Source organism: Geodermatophilus sp. SYSU D01106 (assembly GCF_054049995.1).
The window spans coordinates 14,020-36,177 of the sequence record NZ_JBJGYM010000019.1; the positions used below are offsets into that span (position 1 = coordinate 14,020).

17 protein-coding genes and 2 tRNA genes are annotated in these 22,158 nt (G+C 75.2%); 11 read left to right on the forward strand and 8 right to left on the reverse strand.

Annotated features, from left to right (window positions below; genetic code table 11):
* Positions 1 to 146: 146 nt before the first annotated feature.
* From ACI78R_RS17885 to ACI78R_RS17895, 3 genes are read left to right on the forward strand one after another with little or no spacing between them, the layout of a single operon-like run.
* On the forward strand, positions 147 to 1,463 hold the full coding sequence (locus ACI78R_RS17885; protein WP_457041706.1) for an alpha-hydroxy-acid oxidizing protein: 1,317 nt from the start codon (positions 147 to 149) through the stop codon (positions 1,461 to 1,463).
* A gap of 25 nt (positions 1,464 to 1,488) precedes the next feature.
* Positions 1,489 to 2,913 (forward strand): amino acid permease, encoded by a 1,425-nt coding sequence (locus tag ACI78R_RS17890; protein WP_457041707.1) that lies wholly within the window; start codon positions 1,489 to 1,491, stop codon positions 2,911 to 2,913.
* Positions 2,910 to 3,770 carry a universal stress protein gene (locus ACI78R_RS17895; protein WP_457041708.1) on the forward strand — a complete coding sequence of 287 codons (861 nt, stop codon included), beginning with the start codon at positions 2,910 to 2,912 and terminating at the stop codon, positions 3,768 to 3,770. The genes ACI78R_RS17890 and ACI78R_RS17895 overlap by 4 nt, the downstream gene beginning before the upstream one ends.
* A 157-nt stretch (positions 3,771 to 3,927) precedes the next feature.
* On the opposite strand, the gene ACI78R_RS17900 is transcribed toward ACI78R_RS17895, so the two are convergent.
* The 4 genes from ACI78R_RS17900 to ACI78R_RS17915 all read right to left on the reverse strand — a co-directional run bounded on the left by ACI78R_RS17900 (position 3,928) and on the right by ACI78R_RS17915 (position 8,121).
* Positions 3,928 to 6,450 carry an alpha/beta fold hydrolase gene (locus tag ACI78R_RS17900; RefSeq protein ID WP_457041709.1) on the reverse strand — a complete coding sequence of 841 codons (2,523 nt, stop codon included), beginning with the start codon at positions 6,448 to 6,450 and terminating at the stop codon, positions 3,928 to 3,930.
* A 192-nt stretch (positions 6,451 to 6,642) separates the two neighbouring features.
* Positions 6,643 to 6,715, reverse strand: a tRNA-Arg gene (locus tag ACI78R_RS17905).
* A gap of 21 nt (positions 6,716 to 6,736) precedes the next feature.
* Positions 6,737 to 6,825 (reverse strand) — tRNA-Ser (locus tag ACI78R_RS17910).
* Between the two features lie 96 nt (positions 6,826 to 6,921).
* On the reverse strand, positions 6,922 to 8,121 hold the full coding sequence (locus tag ACI78R_RS17915; protein ID WP_083628142.1) for an MFS transporter: 1,200 nt from the start codon (positions 8,119 to 8,121) through the stop codon (positions 6,922 to 6,924).
* Positions 8,122 to 8,215: 94 nt separating this feature from the next.
* Between ACI78R_RS17915 and ACI78R_RS17920 the strand changes: the two genes are divergently transcribed.
* The 4 genes from ACI78R_RS17920 (at position 8,216) to ACI78R_RS17935 (ending at position 11,741) form a co-directional block, all read left to right on the forward strand.
* A complete protein-coding gene (locus ACI78R_RS17920) occupies positions 8,216 to 8,743 on the forward strand; it encodes a CGNR zinc finger domain-containing protein (protein WP_457041710.1) in 528 nt (175 codons plus the stop codon).
* Between the two features lie 34 nt (positions 8,744 to 8,777).
* Positions 8,778 to 10,034: a phosphatase PAP2 family protein gene (locus tag ACI78R_RS17925; RefSeq protein ID WP_457041711.1), complete on the forward strand. Its 1,257-nt coding sequence runs from the start codon at positions 8,778 to 8,780 to the stop codon at positions 10,032 to 10,034.
* A 109-nt stretch (positions 10,035 to 10,143) separates the two neighbouring features.
* Positions 10,144 to 10,689 (forward strand): DoxX family protein, encoded by a 546-nt coding sequence (locus ACI78R_RS17930; protein WP_083628138.1) that lies wholly within the window; start codon positions 10,144 to 10,146, stop codon positions 10,687 to 10,689.
* 8 nt (positions 10,690 to 10,697) lie between these two features.
* Positions 10,698 to 11,741 carry a PHP domain-containing protein gene (locus ACI78R_RS17935; RefSeq protein WP_457041775.1) on the forward strand — a complete coding sequence of 348 codons (1,044 nt, stop codon included), beginning with the start codon at positions 10,698 to 10,700 and terminating at the stop codon, positions 11,739 to 11,741.
* Between the two features lie 38 nt (positions 11,742 to 11,779).
* On the opposite strand, the gene ACI78R_RS17940 is transcribed toward ACI78R_RS17935, so the two are convergent.
* Positions 11,780 to 13,096, reverse strand: coding sequence for a hypothetical protein (locus ACI78R_RS17940; protein ID WP_457041712.1), 1,317 nt, complete (start codon positions 13,094 to 13,096; stop codon positions 11,780 to 11,782).
* A 244-nt stretch (positions 13,097 to 13,340) separates the two neighbouring features.
* Between ACI78R_RS17940 and ACI78R_RS17945 the strand changes: the two genes are divergently transcribed.
* Positions 13,341 to 14,255, forward strand: coding sequence for a hypothetical protein (locus tag ACI78R_RS17945; RefSeq protein WP_457041713.1), 915 nt, complete (start codon positions 13,341 to 13,343; stop codon positions 14,253 to 14,255).
* A gap of 31 nt (positions 14,256 to 14,286) precedes the next feature.
* Here ACI78R_RS17945 and ACI78R_RS17950 read toward each other — a convergent pair whose 3' ends face one another.
* Entirely contained in the window at positions 14,287 to 15,375 is a 1,089-nt protein-coding gene (locus tag ACI78R_RS17950) for a glycosyl hydrolase (RefSeq protein ID WP_457041714.1), read from the reverse strand.
* A 249-nt stretch (positions 15,376 to 15,624) separates the two neighbouring features.
* Between ACI78R_RS17950 and ACI78R_RS17955 the strand changes: the two genes are divergently transcribed.
* Both ACI78R_RS17955 and ACI78R_RS17960 read left to right on the forward strand, forming a co-directional pair.
* A complete protein-coding gene (locus ACI78R_RS17955) occupies positions 15,625 to 16,506 on the forward strand; it encodes a glycosyltransferase (protein ID WP_457041715.1) in 882 nt (293 codons plus the stop codon).
* 894 nt (positions 16,507 to 17,400) lie between these two features.
* Positions 17,401 to 17,601, forward strand: a complete 201-nt coding sequence (locus ACI78R_RS17960) for a hypothetical protein (RefSeq protein WP_457041716.1) — start codon at positions 17,401 to 17,403, stop codon at positions 17,599 to 17,601.
* 327 nt (positions 17,602 to 17,928) lie between these two features.
* Here ACI78R_RS17960 and ACI78R_RS17965 read toward each other — a convergent pair whose 3' ends face one another.
* Entirely contained in the window at positions 17,929 to 19,317 is a 1,389-nt protein-coding gene (locus ACI78R_RS17965) for a hypothetical protein (protein WP_457041717.1), read from the reverse strand.
* 357 nt (positions 19,318 to 19,674) lie between these two features.
* Here ACI78R_RS17965 and ACI78R_RS17970 point away from each other — a divergent pair, with 357 nt between their 5' ends.
* The gene (locus tag ACI78R_RS17970) at positions 19,675 to 20,985 is read left to right on the forward strand and encodes a hypothetical protein (RefSeq protein WP_457041718.1); all 1,311 of its coding nucleotides are present in this window, start codon (positions 19,675 to 19,677) and stop codon (positions 20,983 to 20,985) included.
* 3 nt (positions 20,986 to 20,988) lie between these two features.
* On the opposite strand, the gene ACI78R_RS17975 is transcribed toward ACI78R_RS17970, so the two are convergent.
* Positions 20,989 to 22,140, reverse strand: a complete 1,152-nt coding sequence (locus tag ACI78R_RS17975; RefSeq protein ID WP_457041719.1) for an acyltransferase family protein — start codon at positions 22,138 to 22,140, stop codon at positions 20,989 to 20,991.
* Between the last annotated feature and the right edge of the window lie 18 nt (positions 22,141 to 22,158).

Below are 22,158 nucleotides of genomic sequence, written 5' to 3' on the forward strand. Positions count from 1 at the left end.
CCGGCGGCGCGGGACCATTCTGCGGCCCGTGACCCCATGTGGACGATGGTTCGACGGCGCGTCGTTCCCTCCTGACGGCGTGTCGCGGTCCGGGCGTGTCGCGGACCCTGGCCGGTGCCGGTGAGGCGGGTCACTACGGTGGCCGCGTGGACTCAGCAGCCGGGACCGGTCGCCGCCGCCAGAACGAGGTCTACCGGGCCGGCGTGTACGGCCGGACGCCGCGGGTGCCCACCACCGCGGTGCCGCTGCAGCGCCGGGCCAAGGCCCGGCTGACCGCCCGCGCGTACGCCTACGTGGCCGGCGGCGCGGGCGAGGAGAACACGCAGCGGGCCAACCGCGCCGCGTTCGACCGCTGGGCCGTCGTCCCCCGGGTGCTGCGCGACGTCAGCGCCCGTGACACCTCCGTCGAGCTGTTCGGCCGGCGGCTGCCCGCCCCGCTGCTGCTCGGCCCCGTCGGCGCGCTGGAGCTGGTGCACCGGGAGGCCGACCTGGCGGTGGCCCGCGCGGCGGCGTCGCTGGGCGTGCCGTTCGTGTTCTCCAACCAGGCGTCGGTGCCCATGGAGACCTGCGCGGAGGCGATGGGGGACGCGCCGCGCTGGTTCCAGCTGTACTGGTCGACCTCCGACGAGCTGGTGGAGAGCCTGGTCGGGCGCGCCGAGGCGGCCGGCTGCGAGGCGCTGGTCGTCACCCTCGACACCACGATGCTCGGCTGGCGCCCGCGCGACCTCGACCTCGGCCACCTGCCCTTCGCGCTCGGCAAGGGCATCGCGCAGTACACCTCCGACCCGGTCTTCCGGCGGCTGGCCGAGCAGCGGGTGGCCGGGGCCGGCGACGCCGCGCCCGTGCAGGCCGCCGACGCCGCCGGCCGCGACCGCCAGCCCCGGCCGACGCTCGCCGCGGTGCTGGCGATGGTCGGGATGGCCCGCGCGTGGCCGGGGCCGCTGCGGGAGAACCTGCGCTCGCCGCTGCCGCGGGCCGCCGTCGAGACCTTCCAGGCCATCTACTCGCGGCCCTCGATCACCTGGGCCGACCTCGCGTGGCTGCGCGCCCGCACCCGGCTGCCGATCCTGCTCAAGGGCGTCCTGCACCCCGACGACGCCCGCCGCGCGCTCGACGAGGGCGTCGACGGCGTGGTGGTGAGCACCCACGGCGGCCGGCAGGTCGACCGCTCGATCTCCGCGCTGGACGCGCTGCCCGACGTCGTGGCCGCCGTCGGCGACCGCGCGCCGGTGCTGCTCGACAGCGGCATCCGCAGCGGCGCCGACGTGCTCGTCGCCGTGGCGCTCGGCGCCCGGGCCGTGCTGCTCGGCCGGCCCTACGCGTGGGGCCTCGGGCTCGCCGGCGAGGAGGGGGTGCGCCAGGTCGTGTCCGACGTCCTCGGCGAGTTCGACCTCTCCCTCGGCCTGACCGGCCACACCTCGGTGGCCGAGCTGACCCCCGAGGTCCTGCGCCGCATCCCCTGACCCGGCCGTCGCCGAGGAGGTCCGCGTGAGTGCTCCGTCCGCCGGCAGCCGGCTGTTCCGGCGCAAGCCGGTGTCGGCGATGGTCGAGGAGACCGGCACCGAGCAGCCCGACGGCGGCGCGCTGGCCCGCCGGATGGGCGTCGGCCAGCTCATGGGGCTCGGCATCGGCGCCACCATCGGCACCGGGATCTTCTTCGTGATGAGCACGGCGGTGCCCGAGGCCGGCCCCGCCGTGATCGTCTCGTTCGTGCTGGCCGCGGTCACCGCCGGCTTCACCGCGCTGTGCTACGCCGAGCTGGCCTCCACCATCCCGGTGGCCGGCTCCTCCTACTCCTACGCCTACGCGACGCTGGGCGAGGTCGTCGCCTACGTCGTCGGCTGGTGCCTGGTGCTCGAGTACGCGGTCAGCTCGGCCGCGGTGTCGGTGGGCTGGAGCGAGTACCTCAACGAGCTGCTCGACGACACGGTCGGCCTGCGCATCCCCGACGCGCTGTCGTTCGCGCCCGGCGCCGGCGGGGTGGTCAACCTCCCGGCCGTCGTGCTGGTGACGCTGTGCGCGCTGCTGCTGGTGCGCGGCGCCAGCGAGTCGGCGCGGGCGAACGCGGTGATGGTGGTCCTCAAGATCGCCGTCCTGCTGTTCTTCGCCGCGGTCGCCCTCACCGCCTTCGACGCCGGCAACCTGACGCCGTTCGCGCCGCTGGGCGCGGCCGGCGTCGGCGTCGCGGCGTCGTCGATCTTCTTCAGCTTCATCGGCCTCGACGCCGTCTCGACCGCCGGCGAGGAGGTGCGCGACCCGCGGCGCACGCTGCCGCGCGCGATCCTCGGCTCCCTGCTCGTGGTGACCACGGTGTACCTGCTGGTGGCCGTCGCCGCGGTGGGCGCCCAGGCGGCGGGCGCCTTCGAGGGGCAGGAGGCGGGGCTGGCGGTGATCCTCGAGGACGTCACCGGCTCGCGCTGGCCGGCGATCGTGCTGGCCGCCGGGGCGGTGGTCTCGATCTTCTCCGTGACGCTGGTGACGATGTACGGCCAGACCCGGATCCTGTTCGCGATGAGCCGCGACGGCATGGTCCCGTCGCTGTTCAGCCGGGTCGACCCGCGCACGCTGACCCCGGTCCGCGGCACGGTCGCCGTCGCGCTGTTCGTCGGGGTGCTGGCGGGGTTCGTGCCGCTGGACTTCCTCATCGACCTGACCAGCATGGGCACGCTCGTCGCCTTCCTCGTCGTCTCGGTGGGGGTGGTGGTGCTCCGGTCGACCCGCCCCGACCTGCCGCGCGGCTTCCGGGTGCCCGGCTACCCCGTCGTGCCCGCCCTCTCGGTGCTGTTCTGCCTCTACCTCCTCTACGGGCTCCCCGGGATCACCTGGCTGCTGTTCGCCGGCTGGCTGGCGCTCGCCGCGGTCGTCTACGTGACCTACGCGCGCACCCACTCGCGGCTGCGGGACCCGCGGTGACGCTCGTCGTCGGGCACCCGGCCGACCTCGAGGAGCGCGGCGACGCCCACCTGCTGCTGGCCGCGGTGCTCGCCCGCACGGCCGGGGAGGACGTCGTCGTCGCCACGGTCACCGCCCGCGGGTTCCCCGACCCGCGGGCGGACCGGGAGTACCGGACGTGGGTCGCCGAGGTCGCCCGCGCGCGCCAGGGCCGGGCGGCGCACGCGCTGCGGACGGCGGGCGTCGGCGAGGTGCGCACGGTCGCCGTCGAGGCGCCGTCGGTGCCCGCCGGGCTGGTCAGCGTGGTGACGCAGGTGGGCGGCTCGCTGCTCGTGCTCGGCCGCGACGGCGCGGTGCCCGAGCACCTGCTGCGCTCCTCCCCCGTGCCGCTCGCGCTGGCCGCGCGCGCCGGCTCGCCGGGCGAGCGGGTGACCCGGGTGACCTGTACGTGGGCCGGCACCGACCGCTCGCGGGCGGCGCTGGCCTGGGCGACCCGCACCGCCGCGGCGTGGGGCGTGCCGCTGCGGCTGGTCACCTTCGCGCCCGACCGCGACCCACTGCTGCCGTCGGAGACGGGCCTGCACGTCGAGCGGGAGGTCAGCAGCGCGTGGGCGCGCCAGGCGCAGGCCGAGCTCGACGCCGTCGCCGCGCGCCTGCCGGGGACGACGGACACGCGGGTGGCCCGGGGCTCGGGCTGGCCGGGGGCGGTGGCGGCGGCCGGATGGTCCGACGGCGACCTGCTGGTGGTCGGCTTGTCGCGCCTCGGCCCGCTGGCCAGGGTGTTCCTCGGGTCGACCGCGACCCGGATCGTGCGGGCCGCGCCGGTGCCCGTGGTGGTCGTCCCGCGCGGCACGGAGGACACGCCCGGGCGGGGTTGACGCCTGCTGTGACGGCGCTCACAGTGGTGTCGGGCGGGGGAGCCGGCAATCGAGTGGCCTCCCACTGCTGGGAGGATCGACCAACGCGGCCAGACCGCCAGGACCGGCCCCCCGCCCCACTCCCTCAGGGCAGCAGCCCGCCGGGCGCTCGGCGGAGTCAGGCCCGCTGCAGGACTGCTGCGCCGTCGAGGGCGTCGAGTTCGGCGGCCAGAGCCTCGGCGAGGGCCTCGACGTGCGGCTCGTGGAGCACGCTCTCGTGGTCCCCCGCCACGTGGACGGTGGTGACGGGACCCCGCAGCCACGGACCCCATTCCGCACGGGCCTGGGCCGCCCCGTCGTCGCGGGCGACGACGACCAGCGTCCGCCCGTCCCAGGGCCGGCCGCGGTAGCGCCGGGCCACCAGCATCCCCTGGCGGTGGAAGCGGAGGTAGTTGCCGAGCACGTCGGGCAGCAGGCCGGCACTCAGGATTGCCCCCACCTGCTTGAGCCGGGTCAGAGGGCCTCCGTCGAGGACCGGCGGCTGCGCGGACGGATCCGGTGGGAAGCTGTCGAGCACCGCGAGCAGCTCGACCGTCTCACCCTCCGCGCGCAGTCGTTGCGCCATCTCCAGGGCCACGAGCCCTCCGAGGGAGTGGCCGGCGAGACGGTACGGGCCCGCGGGCTGGAGGGTCCGGACCACGGCGAGGTGACGGGCCGCCATCGCCTCGACCGACCAGTCCGGGAGGCCCCGGCCCTCGAGTCCGTGCGCCTGGAGGCCGAAGACCGGCAGATCGGACGCCAGACGGGCAGCGAGGGGCCGGAACCCGAGGGCGACCCCGCCCGCGCCGGCGACGCAGAACAGCGGGGCACGGCCACCGACCCCCCGCAGGCGGACGAGCGTCGGGTGCGCCCGTGTGCGGTGCCGCCGCACCGCGGCCGCGAATGCCTCCACGGTCGAGGCGTCCGCCAGCAGGGCGGTCGACAGGACGGAGTCGGCGACCCCCAGCTCGTTCCCGACCGCGGCGAGGAGCTCCTCCGCCGCGAGCGAGTCCCCGCCGAGCGCGAAGAAGTCGGCGTCGCGGCCCACCCGGTCCACGCCGAGCACACGCGCGAAGACACCGGCGACGACGCGCTCCCAGTCGGTGAGCGGGGCGGCGGACCCGAGGTCGACGGGGGGCACCGCCGGGAGTGCCGACCGGTCGAGCTTCCCCCGCTCCGTCCGCGGCAGGGCCGAGAGCAGGACCACCTGCTCGGGGACCATGAACGACGGCAGCGCCTCGCGGACCACCCGGCGGACCGAGGACGCCTCGAGCCGCCCCTCGGCGGGGACCACGTATGACACGAGCCGAGCACGCCCCGTGTCCTCAGCCACCAGGCCCACGGTCACCGCCTCCCGGATCTCGGGCCGGGCGAACAGCACCGCGTCCACCTCGCCCGGCTCGACGAGGTGACCGCGGATCTTGACGCTGTGGTCCGTGCGGCCGAGCAGCCGCACGGTCCCGTCGTCGGCGATCACGGCGGCGTCACTGGTGACGAACTCCCGGACGCCGTCGTCGAGGTCGCCAAAGACCTCCGCGGTGGCCTCCGGCGCGTTCCAGTAGCCGTCGGTCAACCAGCGCGACCGCACGACGAGCCGGCCCGTCCCTGTCGCGGAGTCGTTGCCGTACTCGTTACGCACCACCAGCCGGACGCCGGACACGGGCCGGCCCACCGGCGTCGGCCCCGCCGGCAGGGGCTCGTCGGGCCCCATGACGTTCTCGCAGATGAGCCAGGTCTCGGTGGACCCGTAGCGGTTGCGGATCTCGCATCGAGGGCCCACCAGCCGCCGGACGGCCTCCAGCTCGGCGGCGTGCACCGTCTCGCCGGCCATGGTGAGACGGGCCAGCCCGTCGAGGGTGGTCCCGGCCGGACTGCTCGCCACGATCCCCCGCAGGATGGCCGGACTGGCCACCAGCACCGTGGCGCCCACCTCCCGCAGCCAGGCGGGCAGCCGGCCCACCGGAGTGGTCCGCGGGTCGAACATCTGCTGCGTCGCTCCCGAGAGCAGCCCGGCCAGGGTGAGGCCGATGCCGGCGCTGAACGCCATCGGCAGGAGGTTGACCACCGTGTCACCGCGGCCGTAGCAGCCGGTCGCCGTCGCGTTGGTGTACGCGTCGTGCAGGAAGGACGCCGGCCCGCAGGCAACACCTTTGGGGCGGCCTGTGCTGCCCGAGGTGAAGACCAGCGCCAGCGGCGTCCCCGGCCCGTGCGGTGTCGCGGCGAGCATCGACGCTGCATCCCGCACCTCGTCAGGGTCGCCCGCGACCAGGACGTCCGCACACAGCGCCTCGGCCGTGGCTCGGTGCACCTCCTCGGTGACGCACAGGACCGCGCCCGCGGAGTCGACGTAGTGGCGGAGCCGGGCGGCCGGTGTCGTCGCATCGAGGACGACCACCGGTGCGCCCGACGCGACGACGCCGACGACGGCGACGACCGCGTCGACGCCGTGCCCGCGCAACACCGCCACCGGGGCCCCGCCGGGGTTGCGCCGCCGGACGGCCGCGCACACGGCGGCCGCCTCCCCGAGCAGCTCGCCGTAGGTCAGCCCCCGACCCGGGTCCCCCACCGCGACGACGTCGGGCTGGGCGGCCGCCACGGCGAGCAGGCGGTCGATGACCGTCGTCGCCGTGGCGTCGTCGCTCAAGGGCAGCAGGACGGCCATGGGCACCTCCGGGGGCGGACGCCCCGACCTCCCGGGGCTGACGCACGCTACGCGACAAGGGGGCAACAGGTATAGCGCCCCCCGCGCCGGGGGTCCTCAGCCACCCGTCTGGGTGGCGGGTGCGTGTCCCCGGACACACAGCGGCCCCGCACTCCGGGGAGTGCGGGGCCGCTGTGCTGTCTCAACCAGACGTGCACCCGAAGGGATTCGAACCCCTAACCTTCTGATCCGTAGTCAGATGCTCTATCCGTTGAGCTACGGGTGCGGAGTGTTCAGTTGTCGTGCGCGGAGGCTCCGGGATTTGAACCCGGGATGGGGATTAACCCAAACCGCATTAGCAGTGCGGCGCCATAGACCGGACTAGGCGAAGCCTCCCGGGGTCCGAGTTCCCCCGGTACCACCGAGAGAAGAGACTACCAGCGCCTCCGGGGCGACTCCCAGCCCGGGGGGTCCCCGGGCTGGGAGCGCAGGTCAGGCGGCCACCCGCTCCCGCGGCCGGGCCGGCGCGGCCCGGCCGGGCACCAGCGTGACGACGACGGCAGCCGCGGCGCCCGCGACGGCCAGGAGCAGGCTCCCGGTGACGCCGGAGGAGTCGATCAGCGCGCCGCCGAACGCCGCGCCCAGCGCGGAGGCGCCGGTGGCCATGGTCGACAGCCAGGTGAACGCCTCCGTGGTGGCGTGCGCCGGGGCCAGCGAACCCACCAGCGAGCTCTGCACGGTCAGCGTCGGCGCGATGGCCGTGCCGCCGAGGAACAGCAGGGCGCCCAGCACCCAGGGGCTCGACGCCGCGACGAGCGGCGCCAGGCCGATCGTCACGCCGAGCAGCAGCCACCGGTACTGGCGCGGCAGCGAGGCGCTGACCACGCGGGCGCCGAACCACAGCCCGCCGGCCACCGAGCCGAGCGACCACAGCGCCAGCAGCAGGCCGGACAGGCCCGGGGAACCGGACTCGTCGGCGAACGCCGGGATGGCGACCTCGAGCGCGCCGAACCCGAGCATCAGCGCCGAGCCGCTGACGAGCACCCGCGGCATGCCGGGGGCGAGCACGGTGGCGAAGGGGCTGGTGCGCTCGACGGCCGGCACGGGCACCCAGCGGCGCATGGCGCCCGACGTCGCGATGGCGAGGGCGCCGCAGACGGCGAGGGTGCCGGCGACGGCGAGCGCCCACGCCGGGCTCGCCAGGACCGCCAGCGCGGCGACGACCGTGGGGCCCGCGACGAAGACGAGCTCGGTGGCGGTGGCGTCGAGGGCGTAGGCGGTGCCGCGGACGGCGGGGTCGACCCGCGACCACAGCGCCCGGACGGTGCCCGACACCAGCGGCGTCGCGGCGCCGGCGGCGGCCGCGGCGGCGACGACGGCCGGCGTGGGTGCGCCGCCCAGGACGACGGCGACGAGCAGGACCAGCAGCAGCGGGTAGGCGGCGGCCTGGGCCAGCAGGACCGGCCGCGGGGTGCGGCGGTCGGCCAGCCGGCCGAGGACGGGCGCCATCGCGGCCATCGCGAGGCCGTAGGTGGCCGACGCGAGGCCGGCGACGGCGTAGGACCCCGTCTGCTGCTGCACCATGAGCAGCAGCGCCAGCGGGACCATCGCCGAGGGCAACCGGCCGGCGAAGCCGGCGAGCAGCAGGACGGGGGCCGACGGCAGGCGCCAGACGGACAGGTACGAACGCACGGCAGAGCTCACTTCAGTACACGCGGAAACCGGAACAGTAGGCGGTCAAGTCACGTTGACCCCCTACGACAGTAGCAGGGCGGTAGGGAGTCACATGGACTACGACACCTACGGGTCGAACGCCGTGGAGCTGGCCATCCACCTGGCCAACGTCGAGCGCGACGGCGAGTGGGCCCCCGCGTTCCTGCGCGCCCACGACGAGTGGTTCACGCCACAGACCGCGCTGGACCTCTCCCCCGCCGAGGCCCGGCGCGCCGCGGCCACCGCCGACCTCGTCCGCGCGGTCGCCCTGGCGGGGTCGCAGGCGGAGGTCCTCGAGCGGCTCAACGAGCTGCTCACCCTCGCCCGTCCGCACCCCTACGCCACCGACCACGACGGCGAGCTGCACCTGCACTACGCCCGCCCCGACGCCCCGGCGCTCGAGCAGCTGACGACGACGGTCGCCATGGGCCTGTCCCAGGTCGTCGTGCAGCACGGGTGGCAGCGGCTGGGCGTCTGCTCGGCCGAGGGCTGCGACGACGTCTACGTCGACACCTCCCGCAACGCCAGCCGGCGGTACTGCTCCAACACCTGCGCCAGCCGCTCCACCGTCGCGGCCTACCGGGCACGCCGGAAGGCCTGAGCACCCATCCGGACGGGGCCGTAACGTCCCGCCCGTGACCCCGCTGCGGCTCCGCTACTGGGACGCGCGGCTGCACGCCGCCGTCGGGGCGCTGCCGGAGTCCCCCGCCGACCGGTGGCTGCGCCGGCTCACCCGCAGCGCCGACCACGGGCGGCTGTGGTTCGCCGTCGCGCTGCTGCTGGCGCTGCGCCGGGGCCCCTCACGCCGGGCGGCGCTGCGCGGCCTCGGCTCGCTGACGGTGGCCAGCGCCGTCGTCAACGCCGTCCTCAAGCGCGTCTTCGGCCGGGTGCGGCCGGACATGGCCAACCTGTCGGCCGGCCGCGCGCTGCCGCGGGCGCCGCACACCTTCTCCTTCCCGAGCGGCCACTCCGCCTCCGCCGGCGCCTTCGCCACCGGGGTGGTCCTGGAGAGCCCGCTGGCCGGGGCCGCCGTCGGCCCGCTGGCCCTCGCCGTCGGCTACTCCCGGGTGCACGTGGGCGTGCACTACCCGGGCGACGTCGTCTCCGGCCTGGCGATCGGTGCAGGTCTGGCGCTGGCCGGGCGGCGGCTCCGCCCGCCGCCGACGCCGCCCGCGGCGGCCCCCGGGGCGCCGGCACCCGCGCTGCCCCGCGGGGCCGGGCTGGTCGTCGCGGCCGGTCCCGCCGCCACGGACGTCCGGCGGCTGCTGCCGGACGCCGAGGTGCTCGACCGCGGGCCGGACGCGCTCCGCGACGCCGCCCGCGGCGGCCGGGCCCGGGCGCTCGGCGTGGCCGGCGACGAGGGCGCCGTCGCCGTGGCCGCCGCCGTCGCCGCGGAGCACGGGCTGCCGCTGGCCGTGTTCGGCGGCACGGGGCCCCTCGGCGGGGCGCCGGAGGAGACCGCGGCCGCGGTCGCGGCGGGCTCCGCGGCGGCGGTGGACGTCGCGGACGTGGACGGCGCGCTCGTCACCGGTCCCGCCGTCGTCGGCCTGCGCCTCCCGCCCGGCCCCCGGGCCGCGGCGCGGGCGCTCCGGGACGCGACGCCGGTGGGCGTGGTCGTCGACGGCCGGCCGGCGGAGGTGTGGGCGCTGTCCGTCGCCCCCGGGCGGTCGGGCGGCCCGCTCGACGTCCGGTGCGTGCGCGCCGACGTGCCGTTCGCCCGCCTCCGCGCGGCCCTCGCACCCGGCGGCCGGCCGGTCCCCGCCGGCCGGGAGGTGCGGGTGCACCTGTGGTCGGGCCCGCGGCCGGTGCACCTCGGCGGCCGCGCCGGGGAGGTGGCGACGTCGTTCGCCGTCCGGGCCCGGCCGCCGCTGGTCGTCTACCGCCCGCGCTGACCACCGAGCGGGACGCGACGCCGGTCACTAGGTTCCGGAGCAGGGTGTCCCGGAGCGCCGCACGGGCATGAGGGGACACACGGTCAGCCCATCGACGGAAGAGGTCCCCATGTTGGTCCGCCGGATCGCCCGGCCCCTGCTCGCCGCATCGTTCGTCTACGGCGGCGTCGACACCCTCCGGAACCCGCAGACGCGCGTCCCGGGCGCGCAGCCGGTCGTCGACACGATCACGAAGACCGCCGACGAGCAGCTCCCGGTCCAGGTCCCGCGCGACGTCGAGCAGTGGGTGAGGATCGACGCCGGCATCAAGGTGGGCGCGGGCGCGCTGTTCGCCCTCGGCAAGCTCCCCCGCCTCAGCGCCCTCGCGCTGGCCGGCAGCATCGTCCCCACGACCCTCGCGGGGCACCGCTTCTGGGAGCACGAGGACCCGGAGGAGCGCTTCGGCCAGCTGTCGAACTTCCTCAAGAACGCCGGGCTCCTCGGCGGCCTGCTCATCGCCGCCGTCGACACCGAGGGCCGCCCGTCGGTGGGCTACCGGGCCAAGCGCGCCGCCAAGCGCGCGGGTGCCGCCACCGAGAAGAGCCTCGAGCAGGCCCAGAAGCGCGCCGCCAAGGCGGAGAAGAAGGCCCAGAAGCAGCTGAAGAAGGCCAGCTGAGCACGCCCCTGACGCCCGCGGCCGCGCTCCGGAGGATCGCCTTCCTCCTGGAGCGCGCCCGCGAGCCCACGCACCGGGTGGCGGCGTTCCGCACCGCGGCCGCCGTCGTCGACGCGCTGCCCGAGGGCGAGCTCGAGCGGCGGATCGCCACCCGGACGCTGACCGACCTCCGCGGCATCGGCCCCAAGACCGGCGCCGCGATCGTGCAGGCGCACGCCGGCGAGGTGCCGGAGTACCTGGCCCGCCTCGAGGACGCGTACGCCGAGCTGGTCCCGCTCGCCGACGACGTCGCGGAGTTCCGCGCCGCCCTGCGCGGCGACCTGCACACCCACTCCGACTGGTCCGACGGCGGCAGCCCGATCCGCGAGATGGCCGAGGCCGCGATCGCCCTCGGCCACGAGTACATGGCGCTGACCGACCACTCGCCGCGCCTGACCGTCGCCAACGGGCTGACGGCGGAGCGCCTGGAGCGCCAGCTCGACGTCGTCGCCGCGCTCAACGAGGAACTCGCCCCGTTCCGGCTCCTCACCGGCATCGAGTGCGACATCCACACCGACGGCAGCCTCGACCAGACCGACGAGCTGCTCGGCCGCCTCGACGTCGTCGTGGCGAGCGTGCACTCCGACCTGCGGGCCGAGTCGGCCGCGATGACCGAGCGCATGCTCGCCGCCGTCGAGAACCCGCACACCGACGTCCTCGGCCACTGCACCGGCCGGCTGCTGATCCCGCGCGAGCAGCGGGAGGGCCGGCGCCAGCGCCCGCGCCCCGAGAGCGCCTTCGACGCCGAGGCGGTGTTCTCCGCCTGCGTCGAGCACGGCACCGCCATCGAGATCAACTCGCGGCCCGAGCGGCTCGACCCGCCGCTGCGCCTGCTGTCGCTCGCCGTCGAGCTGGGCTGCTCGTTCGCCGTCGACACCGACGCCCACGCCCCCGGCCAGCTCGACTGGCAGTCCAACGGCTGCGAGCGGGCCGTGGAGACCGGCGTCGACCCCGACCGGGTCGTCAACACGTGGACCGCCGACGAGCTGCTGGAGTGGACGGCGGCTGGCTGAGGGGACGGCCCGCGACCGAGCAGTCAGGCGGGGAGGGATCAGCCGGCCGGCCGGGCGGGCGGCTGGACCCCTGCCTCGTCGTCGTGGCCGCCCGCCCCGAGGTCCACCGGCCTCTCGGCGCTGAGGCGGGCCACCGTGCGGAACCAGAAGGGCACGACCGCCCAGTAGGCGATGGCGAAGCCGTAGGCCGCGCCGACCGCGCCTCCGACGAGGAGTCCGCCGACGCCGAAGACCACGAGCATCACCGAGACAGCGGCGTGGATGCGGAAGACCGCGTCCGAGCGGCCCATCCCGTACGCCACGCAGGCCGGTCCGACCGAGATCAGGTTGCCCACCTGGCCGATGACGGACGCCAGGAGCACCGTCTGCACGCCGTCCCACGAGTCACCGAGGAGCTCGACGCCCCACGCGTCGGGCAGCAGCAGCATGACCAGACCCCAGAGCAGCCCCCCCAGGGACAGCGCGCCACCGAGTGCGGTCGCGGCCAGCACGCGGGTACGGGGGGACAGCCCCGGTCGGCGGGAGATCTCCGGGACACCGAAGGCCATCGCGCTGGCCGCCAGCAGGGACACCGGTCCGAGCACCACCTGCGCGCCGCGCAGGGAGCCGATGTCGGTCAACGTGCCGAGGGCTCCCACGAGGAGGAGCGCTCCCTGATAGGCGCCCTGCAACAGGAGCGCCTCCGTGACGAGGTACCGCGTGAGGTCCCAGTGCTCCTTGAGCCAGCCCCAGGCCCCGGACAGCCGAGGAGCCACCCGCCCTCGCCGTACCCCGACGGCGGCCGCGGCCGCCGCGGCCACCCCCCAGGCGATGACGTAGGGCACCGCGGATCCCGCCCCGATCGCGAGGAAGACCGCCACCCCGACGATCTGCAGGACCATCCACACGGCATCGATCAGGGTGGCCATCTCGGGCCGGCGCTGGGAGAAGAAGGCCATCCGCCAGGCGTCCTGGACGAGGAGCCCCGGGAGGAGCAGCGCCATGGCCATCAGCGCCGTCCCGACGCCGCCGCCGAGCACCAGGCCCGCGACCAGGACGGCCGCACCGAGGGCGAGACCGACCACCGCACCGGTCCCCGTCGACCGGGCAGCGGCGTCGCGGAAGGTCGCGTCGGACACCCCGGCGAACCGGATCATGATCGGCTGGCTCGCCAGCGACCGGGAGACGAGCACGGCGACGGAGTAGACGGTGAAGGACACCGTGAAGGCGCCGAAGCTCTCCTCGTCCACCGCGCGCGCCACGAGGAGGGACAGGGCGAGGTTGCTCAGACTGGACAGGCCCTGGTCGGCCACGTTCCAGCCCGCCTTGCGGACCAGCGCGAGGACGGAGGGCCTGCGCTCACGCGTGCCGCTCACTCGGCCGGGCACCCCGATCCCGTCGCACGGCTGCGGTTCACGGGGGCGGCGGGGCCGTGGCCCGGATCGGCCGGTCGACGAGACACGCCCGTCACGGTAATCGGCGTGATCGCTGACGTCACTGCCCCCGAACAGGGGAGACCCACGCCTCACCCGGGGTCCGGGACGAGTTCCGTCGGTACGCTTCCGCCGCACGGGCGCATGGACGGACCAGGCCCCAGACGCGACGAGAGGGGATCCACGGATGGCAGTGCGGGCCTTGTTCCGGTCCTACGGCGGGGAGAACCTCAAGGACCGACCGGAGTACTACAGCAAGCTCTCGTGCCTCCTGTCCTTCCTGCGCGCGGCGGAGGCCGCGGGGGTCGAGCCCGTGTTCCTCAACGACGGCCCCATCCCGGAGGACCGCCTACGGGTGATGCAGTCCGCCGGCGAGGTCGTCGAGCTCCCCGGCGTGGGGATGCGGCAGTCCTACCTGGCCGGGCTGCGCCTGGTGACCGACGGTCGGTGGTCGGGTGACGACGTGGCGTGGATGAGCGAGGACGACTACCTGTACAGCCCGGAGGCGCTCGTCCGGCTCGGACAGGTCGCCGACGCCGTCCCCGAGGCGGAGTACTTCGCTCTCTACGGGTCGACGCCGGCCCATCCGGCCACCGAGGGCCAGGTCCCCGACGACGGCCCCCGGGGGTGGCGAGACCTCGCCCCCTGGGAGGTCGACGGGCAGGCGTGGGTGCGCATCCGCAGCACCGCGAGCACCTTCGGCGCCCGCATCGGCGCCCTCACCGACGACCTCGGCGTCTTCCGGCTCTGCATGGCACCGCACCGGCACATGTACCGGGACCACGACACCTGCCTCGTCTACCAGGGCTTCGAGCCCTACACCTACGGAGAGCTCGCTCGTGCGGCGGCCGGCCTGACGCCCGGCTCCGTCCGTGACCGGATCCGGGGGATGTGGCTGTCCCCCTTCCTGCTCGCCACGAACCTCCGGGCTCACCGCCGCGCCGATCGCAGGCGGATCCTCGTCGCCGCCGACCCCAATCTCGCCTCGCACATGGAGGACGCTCTGATGGCGCCCGGCGTGGACTGGCGGGCCGTGCACGAGGAGACCGGAGCCTGGGCCGCCGACCGGGGGCTGATCGGGACGACGTCGCCGGCGGCCTGACCGCGTCGTCAGGCGTGGGGACGGTCGCCCGTCACCACAGCCGCTGGTAGGCGGCGGCCGACTCCGGCATCAGCGTCTCCGGGTACAGGATGAACTTGCCGTCGTAGCCGTCGACGTTGAACAGGACGTCGTAGAGGACCTCCCCCGGCCCGTCGCCGGCGTTCTCCTGCAGGAAGGCGTTCATCGCCTCCATGAAGGCCGGGGAGTCCCCCTCCAGGGCGTTGCCGGACCACTCGGGGACGGCCAGCGGCAGACCCGCGCTGCGAGCGAACTCCAGGTGCTCCTCGATGCCCTTCGGCGCCCCGTGACCGTCGACGTCGTCGGCCGTCTGGTCCCAGCCGGCCTGGTCGTCGACGTACGGGAAGTTGTTGTAGTAGTCGACGCCGATCACGTCGACGTACTCGGCACCGGGGAAGGCCTCGCGCCAGTCCATGCCGTTGCCCACCGACTCCCGGTTCACGCAGAACACCAGCTGCGACTCCGGGAAGATCTCCTGCTGCAGCGCCCTGAACCGCTGCCAGGCCACGATGAAGTCTCCGTGGTTGTCGGCGTTCACCGACCACGGGTACCAGTTGCCGTTGAGTTCGTGGGCGAAGCGGATGAACAGCGTCCCGTCCCGGTCACCCCACAACTGGCGCAGGTTGGTCAGCGACTGCCGCCACCGGCCGTCATAGGTACCCCCGGCCGCCTCGGCCCAGGTCTCACCCTCGTCGATCGCCCCGATCGCGATGTCCAGCGACTCGTTCCACGACCCGAACTCCCCACCGGGCTGCAGCTGGGGGAGTTCGACCATCCCCTGGTTGTTGTCGGCCCAGGTCCCCGCGATCGTCAGGGGATCCCCACGCCAGGTGGCGAAGTCGCCGACGGCCACCCCTTCGCCGGACGCCCCCGACAGCCACGAGACGACGGGCGGCGCGCCGGTGTCCGGACTGGGTGACGACACCCGCTCCGGGACGTCGTCGGCGGTCACGACCACCACCGCGGCGGCGACCACGACGGCCAGGCCACCGGCGAGGCCGGCCAGGAGGACAGGACGGCCGCTCCACCGGCGGCGCCGGTGGGCGCCACGCTCGTCGACCGTCTCCTGGGCGTCCAGGGTGGCCTGTGGCTCCCCTGACATCGCAGCACCCACCTCCGATGGTCCGGTCACCCGAACGGCTCTCACTCGTCGGAGCCACCGTCGGGACGTGGGGCCTCTGTCCCCGGCTACCCTGCGCGAGCAGGACTCTCCGCTCACTGGAGAGTACGCGAACCGCCACGTCAGAGGGCATGGCGCCGGACACTGGAGAACCACCGCATGTCGACCGTGGGGCCTGACGCCTCGACCGGCTCTGACCCGGCACGCACTGCGTCCTGGGAGCTCGTGATCGTGGCCTACCGGAGCAGGCCGCAGATCGAGGGTCTGCTCTCCGGACTGCCCGGCGACCTCCCCGTGGTGGTGGTCGACAACTCCGACGGGACCGATGGGCTGCGCGACGTCGTGCTCGCCCGACCGGGTGGCCGCTACCTCGAGGGCGGAGGGGTGGGCTTCGCGCGAGCCGCGAACAAGGGCGCACGTTCCTCGACCGCGGACGTCCTGCTGTTCGTCAACCCCGACACCCGGCCCCGCCTCGACGACCTGACCGACCTGGTCCAGGACGTGCTGACCGATCCCACCTGCGCCGCGAGCGCCGGCACGCTCGTCGAGCCCGACGGCCGCGCTCAGATCGGCGTGGGCGGCTGGGAGCCGTCGGTGCGCCGCGCTGCGGTGCACGCCGCCGGGCTGCACAAGCTCTTCCCCGAGAGCGGCATCTTCGCCCGTCCCCGCATCGGTGCGCCGGCGGACGTCGACTGGGTGAGCGGCGGCTGCATGGCCGTGCGGCGGGAGACCTTCCTGCAGCTGGGGTGCTTCGACGAGGGGTACTACGTCTACCTCGAGGACGTCGAGTTCGGCCGCGCCGCGCGGGCCGCCGGGCTGCACGAGAACCTTCGGACCGATGTCACGATCACGGGCTCCAGCGGGGGGTCCGGCGCGCCGTCGCTGGAGATGATGCGGCTGCGCGGCGCGTCCCTCCGGCGCTATCTGCGGCGGCACCACCCGACGGTCAGTGCGGCGCTGATGACCGCGCTCATCGGCCTGGGCTATGTCGTGCGGGCCGCGGAGCGCCGAGCACGCGGTGACGTTCAGCGCGCACGCGAGCACTGGGCGTACGCCGTCGGGTCCTTCACGGGCACGGCGACGGTGGGCGGCCGTGTGGTGACCCGAGCCTGACCTCACGAGCCGGGCACCGGCCGATTGCCTGGGACCTCCGCGTCCTGTGCAATGCGTCCGAGATCTTGGCTGAGAGGAGACGACGTGACGGTCCGGCGGGCACCGAGCGAGCGGCGGGGGGACGTGAGGTCACCCGACCTGCTCCTCGGGGGAGCACTCGCGATCGGTCTGCTCCTGACCTTCACCGTCGGCGTCCCGACGGCGCTCTTCGCGCTGAGTCTGCTGCCGTTGGCCTGGGCGGTGGTCGTGGTGGCCCGAGGGGTGTCCCTGGGCGTCGCACGCCCGCCGCTGCGTGTGGCGCACGCCCTCCTGGCCAGTGCCACGCTCGCGAGCCTCGCCTGGGCGAGCGCGTCGTCCGAGCTCCTCACCGAGCCCAGCGCGCTGCGGTCCTCGGCCGGCGCGTCCTCGTTCACGGGTGGCGCAACCCCGACCCCGGCGCCGTCCCCGGGGGAGGCTCCCGCCGGGGCGACGGTCGGAGACCAGGGCACCGGCGACGTCGAGCAGGGCGGCGGGGGACCCGCCGTCCTCCCGGCCCCGTCTGACATCCCCTCGCCCGGCGGCTCCTCGTCGACCGGCGGGTCTCCGCAGTCCGACCCGCCGTCCACGACCACCGGCTGGTCCGGGACGTCCCCGACGCCGGACCAGGGGCCACTCCCGTCCACCGCGGCCGGCCCCTCGGACAGCCCGGTCGCGCCGGAGGCCACCGCGCCGTCCCCCGGCGGGCCGACGTCGTCCGCACCCGTCGCCGGCTCGACCGCCCAGCCCTCGGCGGGCACCGCGACAGCCCCCGGTACCGCCACCTCGACCCCGCGGCCGCAGACGACGACCGCGGGGACGGCGGCACCGACCACCCCGCCCCCGGTGACGGGCGGGGTCCCCACGACCTCGGCACCGGTGCCACCGAGCACCCAGGCCCCGACGACGTCGTCGGCACCGACCGCCCCCGCCGGTGGCACGCCGGCCGGTCCCACCTCGGCAGCGGCGACCACGTCCTCCTGGATCGACGCGCCGACGCCGACCGCCCCGCCGCCCACCCCCGCTCCCGGCGGCGGCGTGGGGATCGGCGACATCATCGACAGCCTGAACGACGGCTGACCCGAGCCTGTCGGCGTCGGCGTCCCCTCCGGGCGCCCACGCCGGCGGGCCACGGCCGTCCTCGCCCGGCCGTCCCGTCCCGCCGCACCACACCTCGGGACCGCACGGCCGTCTCGACCGCCGTTCCGCCGCGCCGACCACCGGGCGGCCGGCGTGGCGGCCGCCCCGAGCGCACCCGCCCCGCACCGGACCGCACGAGCCCCTTCACCGGCCCCCACGCGAGGACCACAGGCGGCCAGCGGACGCCGAACGGCCCGGTTCCCCGGGACGCGGGTGCGTCGCTGGGGGACCGGGCCGTCTGGTCGTGACGCCGGGGGCCCGGTCGGGTCAGCCGGTGCGTCCCGTGTACAGCGGCGCGGGCGAGGACGGCTGCGCGGACGCGGGCCGCGCGTCGACGCCTGCCTGCTCGCCACCGCTCCGCCGCGCGGTGCGGCCGGCCCGCGCACGGACGACGCCGTCCAGCTCGCGGGAGGCCGTGGCCAGCTGCGCACGCAGCACCTGGAGCCGGCCGGGGTCGTCGTCCGCGTCGACCGCCGCGACGACCGGACCCGACTCCCGGACCAGGGCGTAGGCGAGCGAGCTGTCCGCCAGGGAGCCGGTCTGGATGATCACCAGGTCGAAGTCCCGCGTGAGGCGGGAGAGGGCCAGGCGCACGGCGTCGGCGCGGACGGGCGCCTCCTCCAGCTGGCCGAGAACGGCGAACGCGGACGGCGCGCCGCCGACCGGCAGGGCGGTGAGGACGTCGGATTCCGACTCGGTGGTCTGCCCGAGGCTGTCGAGGGTCCGGTGGGGGCGGATCCCCCCGAGTCGCTGGGACAGCTCGCGGCGACCGGGCTGCGCGTCCACCAACAGGACCCGCTGCCCCTGCGCCGCGGCGGCCGCGGCCAAGCCGTGCGCGACCGCGGGAGCGGGGCCGCTCGCGGAGGTCCCGGTGATGAGCACCGGCCGGCCCGCGGCGTCCCCACGGGCGTAGTCGAGCGCCACCAGGGCGTGCGAGTGGCCGGCGAGGTCGGCGACCTCACGCCCGGGCGCGACCGTGACGGCACCGAGCAGCGGACCCGGGTCGTCCGTGCCACCCGAGCGCTCGGGACGCCGGATCAGGGCCACGCCGACGGCGAGGAGCGCCGCGATGGCCGCGAGGAGGGCGGCGTCCCGGAGAGGCACCGGCGTCGCAGGGTCACCGGGCGGGAAGGCCGGTTCCACGATCGCCACGCCGTCGGAGTAGATCGCCGCCTCGGTGGCGATCTGGTCGACGACCGCGGGGTCGCCGGTCGCCGCGGTGGCGGCGGCGGCCTCGGCGGCCACCGCGTCGGCCACGTAGGAGCGGTAGGCCTCGACGACCGCGTTGGCACGGTCGGCCGCGTCCTCGCTCGTGGGGGCCGACATGCCCACGGTGATCACGTCGTTGTCGCCGTTCGCCGCCACGTCGAGGCCCCGGGCCAGGTCACCGACGGTGACACCCCCGTCGAGCTCGGCCGCGGCACGCTCGAGGACGGGCTGCGTCCCGATGATCGCGGCCTGGTCGGCGATGAAGCGGGTGGGGTCGCCGAAGGTCTGGCGCCCGAGGGGGTCGAAAGCCTGGGCCGCCGCCAGGACGATCCGGCTCTGGGCGAAGTAGGTGGGGTCCTGGCGCGAGCTCAGGAAGTACCCGCCCACGCCGGCCACCAGGACGGCGGCCAGGACCAGCCACCGGGCACGCCAGACGGACGCGGCCACCAGAGAACGCGGTGAGCTGGACGAGCTGCTCGCCGTGGGACGGGGCACGCTGACTCCTCATCGTCGGGTTGGGGGGCCGTCGCGGTGCCCGTCAGGGCACGTATCGGACGACGGCGGGCCCGAGTCTGACACGCGAAACCGTCCCGGTGACCCCTTCGGTGGACCGGTTACCCCGATCGGACGCCCTGGAGAGCGCCCGTCGGCGAGTCCCGTGGGTATCGTCCTGGCTCGCCCGGCCTGAGCCCCACCGACATCGAGGTCGGGCGGCCCGCGTCGGAACGGTGCCGGAGCCGACTCTCGACCGGCGACCGCCGCGAGCCGCGCCGCGGCGACCACAGGACCAGGAGGACGGCGTCCGTGACAGACACCACTCACACGGAGCCCGCGCCCACCCCGGTCGCGACGACTCCCACCGCCGCGCCGGCGCCGGCGCACTGGGGCCGGGCCGACCAGGTCCTCCTCGGCACGCTGGTGACGGTGTTGGTGTTGACCCAGCGGATCGGCGTCCCGGTCGGGGACACGTCGATCTCGGTCGCGCTGCCGCTGTCCTACGCCGTGATCGTCGTCCTCGGCCTGCGCCGCGCGCTCGCCGTGGGCCGGCTACGCCTCGAGCTGCTGGTCGTGGCTATGACGTCGGTCCTGGCGGTGACGGCCTATGTCTCCTACACCGGCGGGACGCTGTCGATCACGTCCCTGCTCCTCCTGGTCGTCATCTACCTCCCCTGGGTGCTGCGTGCCCGCACGGACCGAGGGCGCGAGGTCGTCGAGGGTGCCGGTCGTGCGTTCGTACGCGTGATGCTCGTCCTCGCCACGGTGGGCATCGGGCAGTTCGTGACCCAGCTCCTGGGCGTCTGGGACTACGAGGACTACCTCGGTGAGTGGGTGTCGCCGCAGTTCCTCATCGCCGACTACAACACCAGCATCCCGTTGGCCTACGGCGTCGACGTCTTCAAGTCGAACGCCTTCCTCATGCTCGAGCCCTCCGCCTTCTCGCAGTTCTGCGCGCTGGCCGCGCTCATCGGTCTCCTCCTGGGGGTCCGCGCCTGGCAGCTGTTGGTCCTGGTGGCGGGCCTCGCGTCCGCGGTCTCGGGCACGGGCATCATCCTGCTCGGGGTGGGGCTCGTGTTGATGGCCCTGCACGCCCCCCGCCGCCTGCGGCCGGCCCACCTGCTCGCCGTGGCGGTCATCGCCGTCCTCGCGCTCCTCAGCCCGGCCGGTCCCCTGCTGCTGGACCGCACGGACGAGATCAACCAGCCCCAGAGCAGCGGCTACGCCCGCTTCGTCGCTCCGTACTCCGAGGTCTACGACGGGCTCGCCGCCGACCCGGTCCGCTACCTCGTCGGCGCGGGTCCGGGGAACGTCGAGCGGCTCCTGGCCTCCGCGCGCGACGGCCTGGGGAACGACGTCCTCTACTCGATCATCCCGAAGCTCGCCTTCGAGTACGGCATCCTCGCCGGCGGCCTGTTCGTCGTGTTCCTGGTGCTCACCCTGCTCGACAGGCCGGCGTGGCGGGTCGTTCCCGGCTCCGTGCTGGTGATGGTGTTCCTGCTCTCGGGGGCGCTGCTGCAGCCGCAGACGGCGTTCATCGCCTGGCTGCTCACCGGTCTCGGGTCGCGGGACAGCAGCGCCTCGGCACCCGAGCGGGGCGCCGAGGCCGGCGCCGGGTAGCGGTCAGGACGGCCGGGGCGCGTCGCTGACGTCCTGCTCCGGCAGTTGAGCGGTCGGCTCGGCCGGCGCCTCGGTCGAGACGGACACCCGCCCGGCACTGGACGCCGGCCGCAGCCGCCGCTCCATCGGGACCTCCACGAACCGGTGCAGCGCCCAGGCGCCGGCGAGGGCGCAGCAGAATGCGCCGGCGACGGCCAGCAGGAGGGCCGGTCCCCTGATCGTGTCCTTGTCGACGCCGAGCCGGTCGAGAGCCTCGAACCACCCGGTCATCGCCTGCGTGTGCACCAGGTAGAAGGCGTAGGACCAGGTGCCGAGCACCACGAGTGTCCGGCTGCGGAACGGTGACCGGCGGCCGGCGAGGTCAGCCTGCGCCGCGGCCCAGATGAGCAGCGCGAAGGGCAGCAGGGTGACCGCGACGTCGCGGTAACCGTCGGGGACGTGGCTGGCCACCAGGAATGCTGCCAGGGCGATCCCCGAGGCGGACCAGAGCGGGACGGTCCGCGTGACCCCACGCGTGAGCAGCAGCCCGAGCAGCATGCCGACGACGAACTCGGCAAGGCGGGTGAGCGGGAAGACCGCGGTCGCCCAGTAGACGGTCGCATCGCCCGCGCGCGACGCGGTCGCGACGGCGAGGAGCTCGACGAGCCCGACGACCGCCAGCAGGCAGGAGACGGCCGCCGCCGTCGAGAGCCGTACGGCCCACCGGTGCAACACCGGGAAGGCGAGGTAGAAGAAGGCCTCGCAGGACAGGCTCCAGAAGACGGCGTTGGCCGCCCAGTAGACGGTGTCCGACGGCACCCAGGACTGGGTCAGTGTGAGCGGCAGCAGATCGACCAGACCCGGCGTGCGCTGCTGGGCGACCATGACGACCAGGGACGACGCCCAGGCCACCGCGTAGGCGGGATAGATGCGGGCGAACCGCCGCTGGTAGAAGTCGCGTGCCCGGTCGCCCGGTCGCGCCGTCCAGCTCATCACGACGCCGCTGACGATGAAGAAGAAGGAGACGCCGGTGGTCCCGGCGAGGAAGAGGGCGTCCCCGAGCGACTGGCGGCCGTAGTGCAGCGAGTGGAAGGCGAAGACGACGAAGGCGGCCAGGAACCGGAGGCCGGTCAGGGAGTCGAGGCGGGTCCGGGACCGGGTCGCAGGTGAGGGCACCCGGGCAGGCTGTCATCC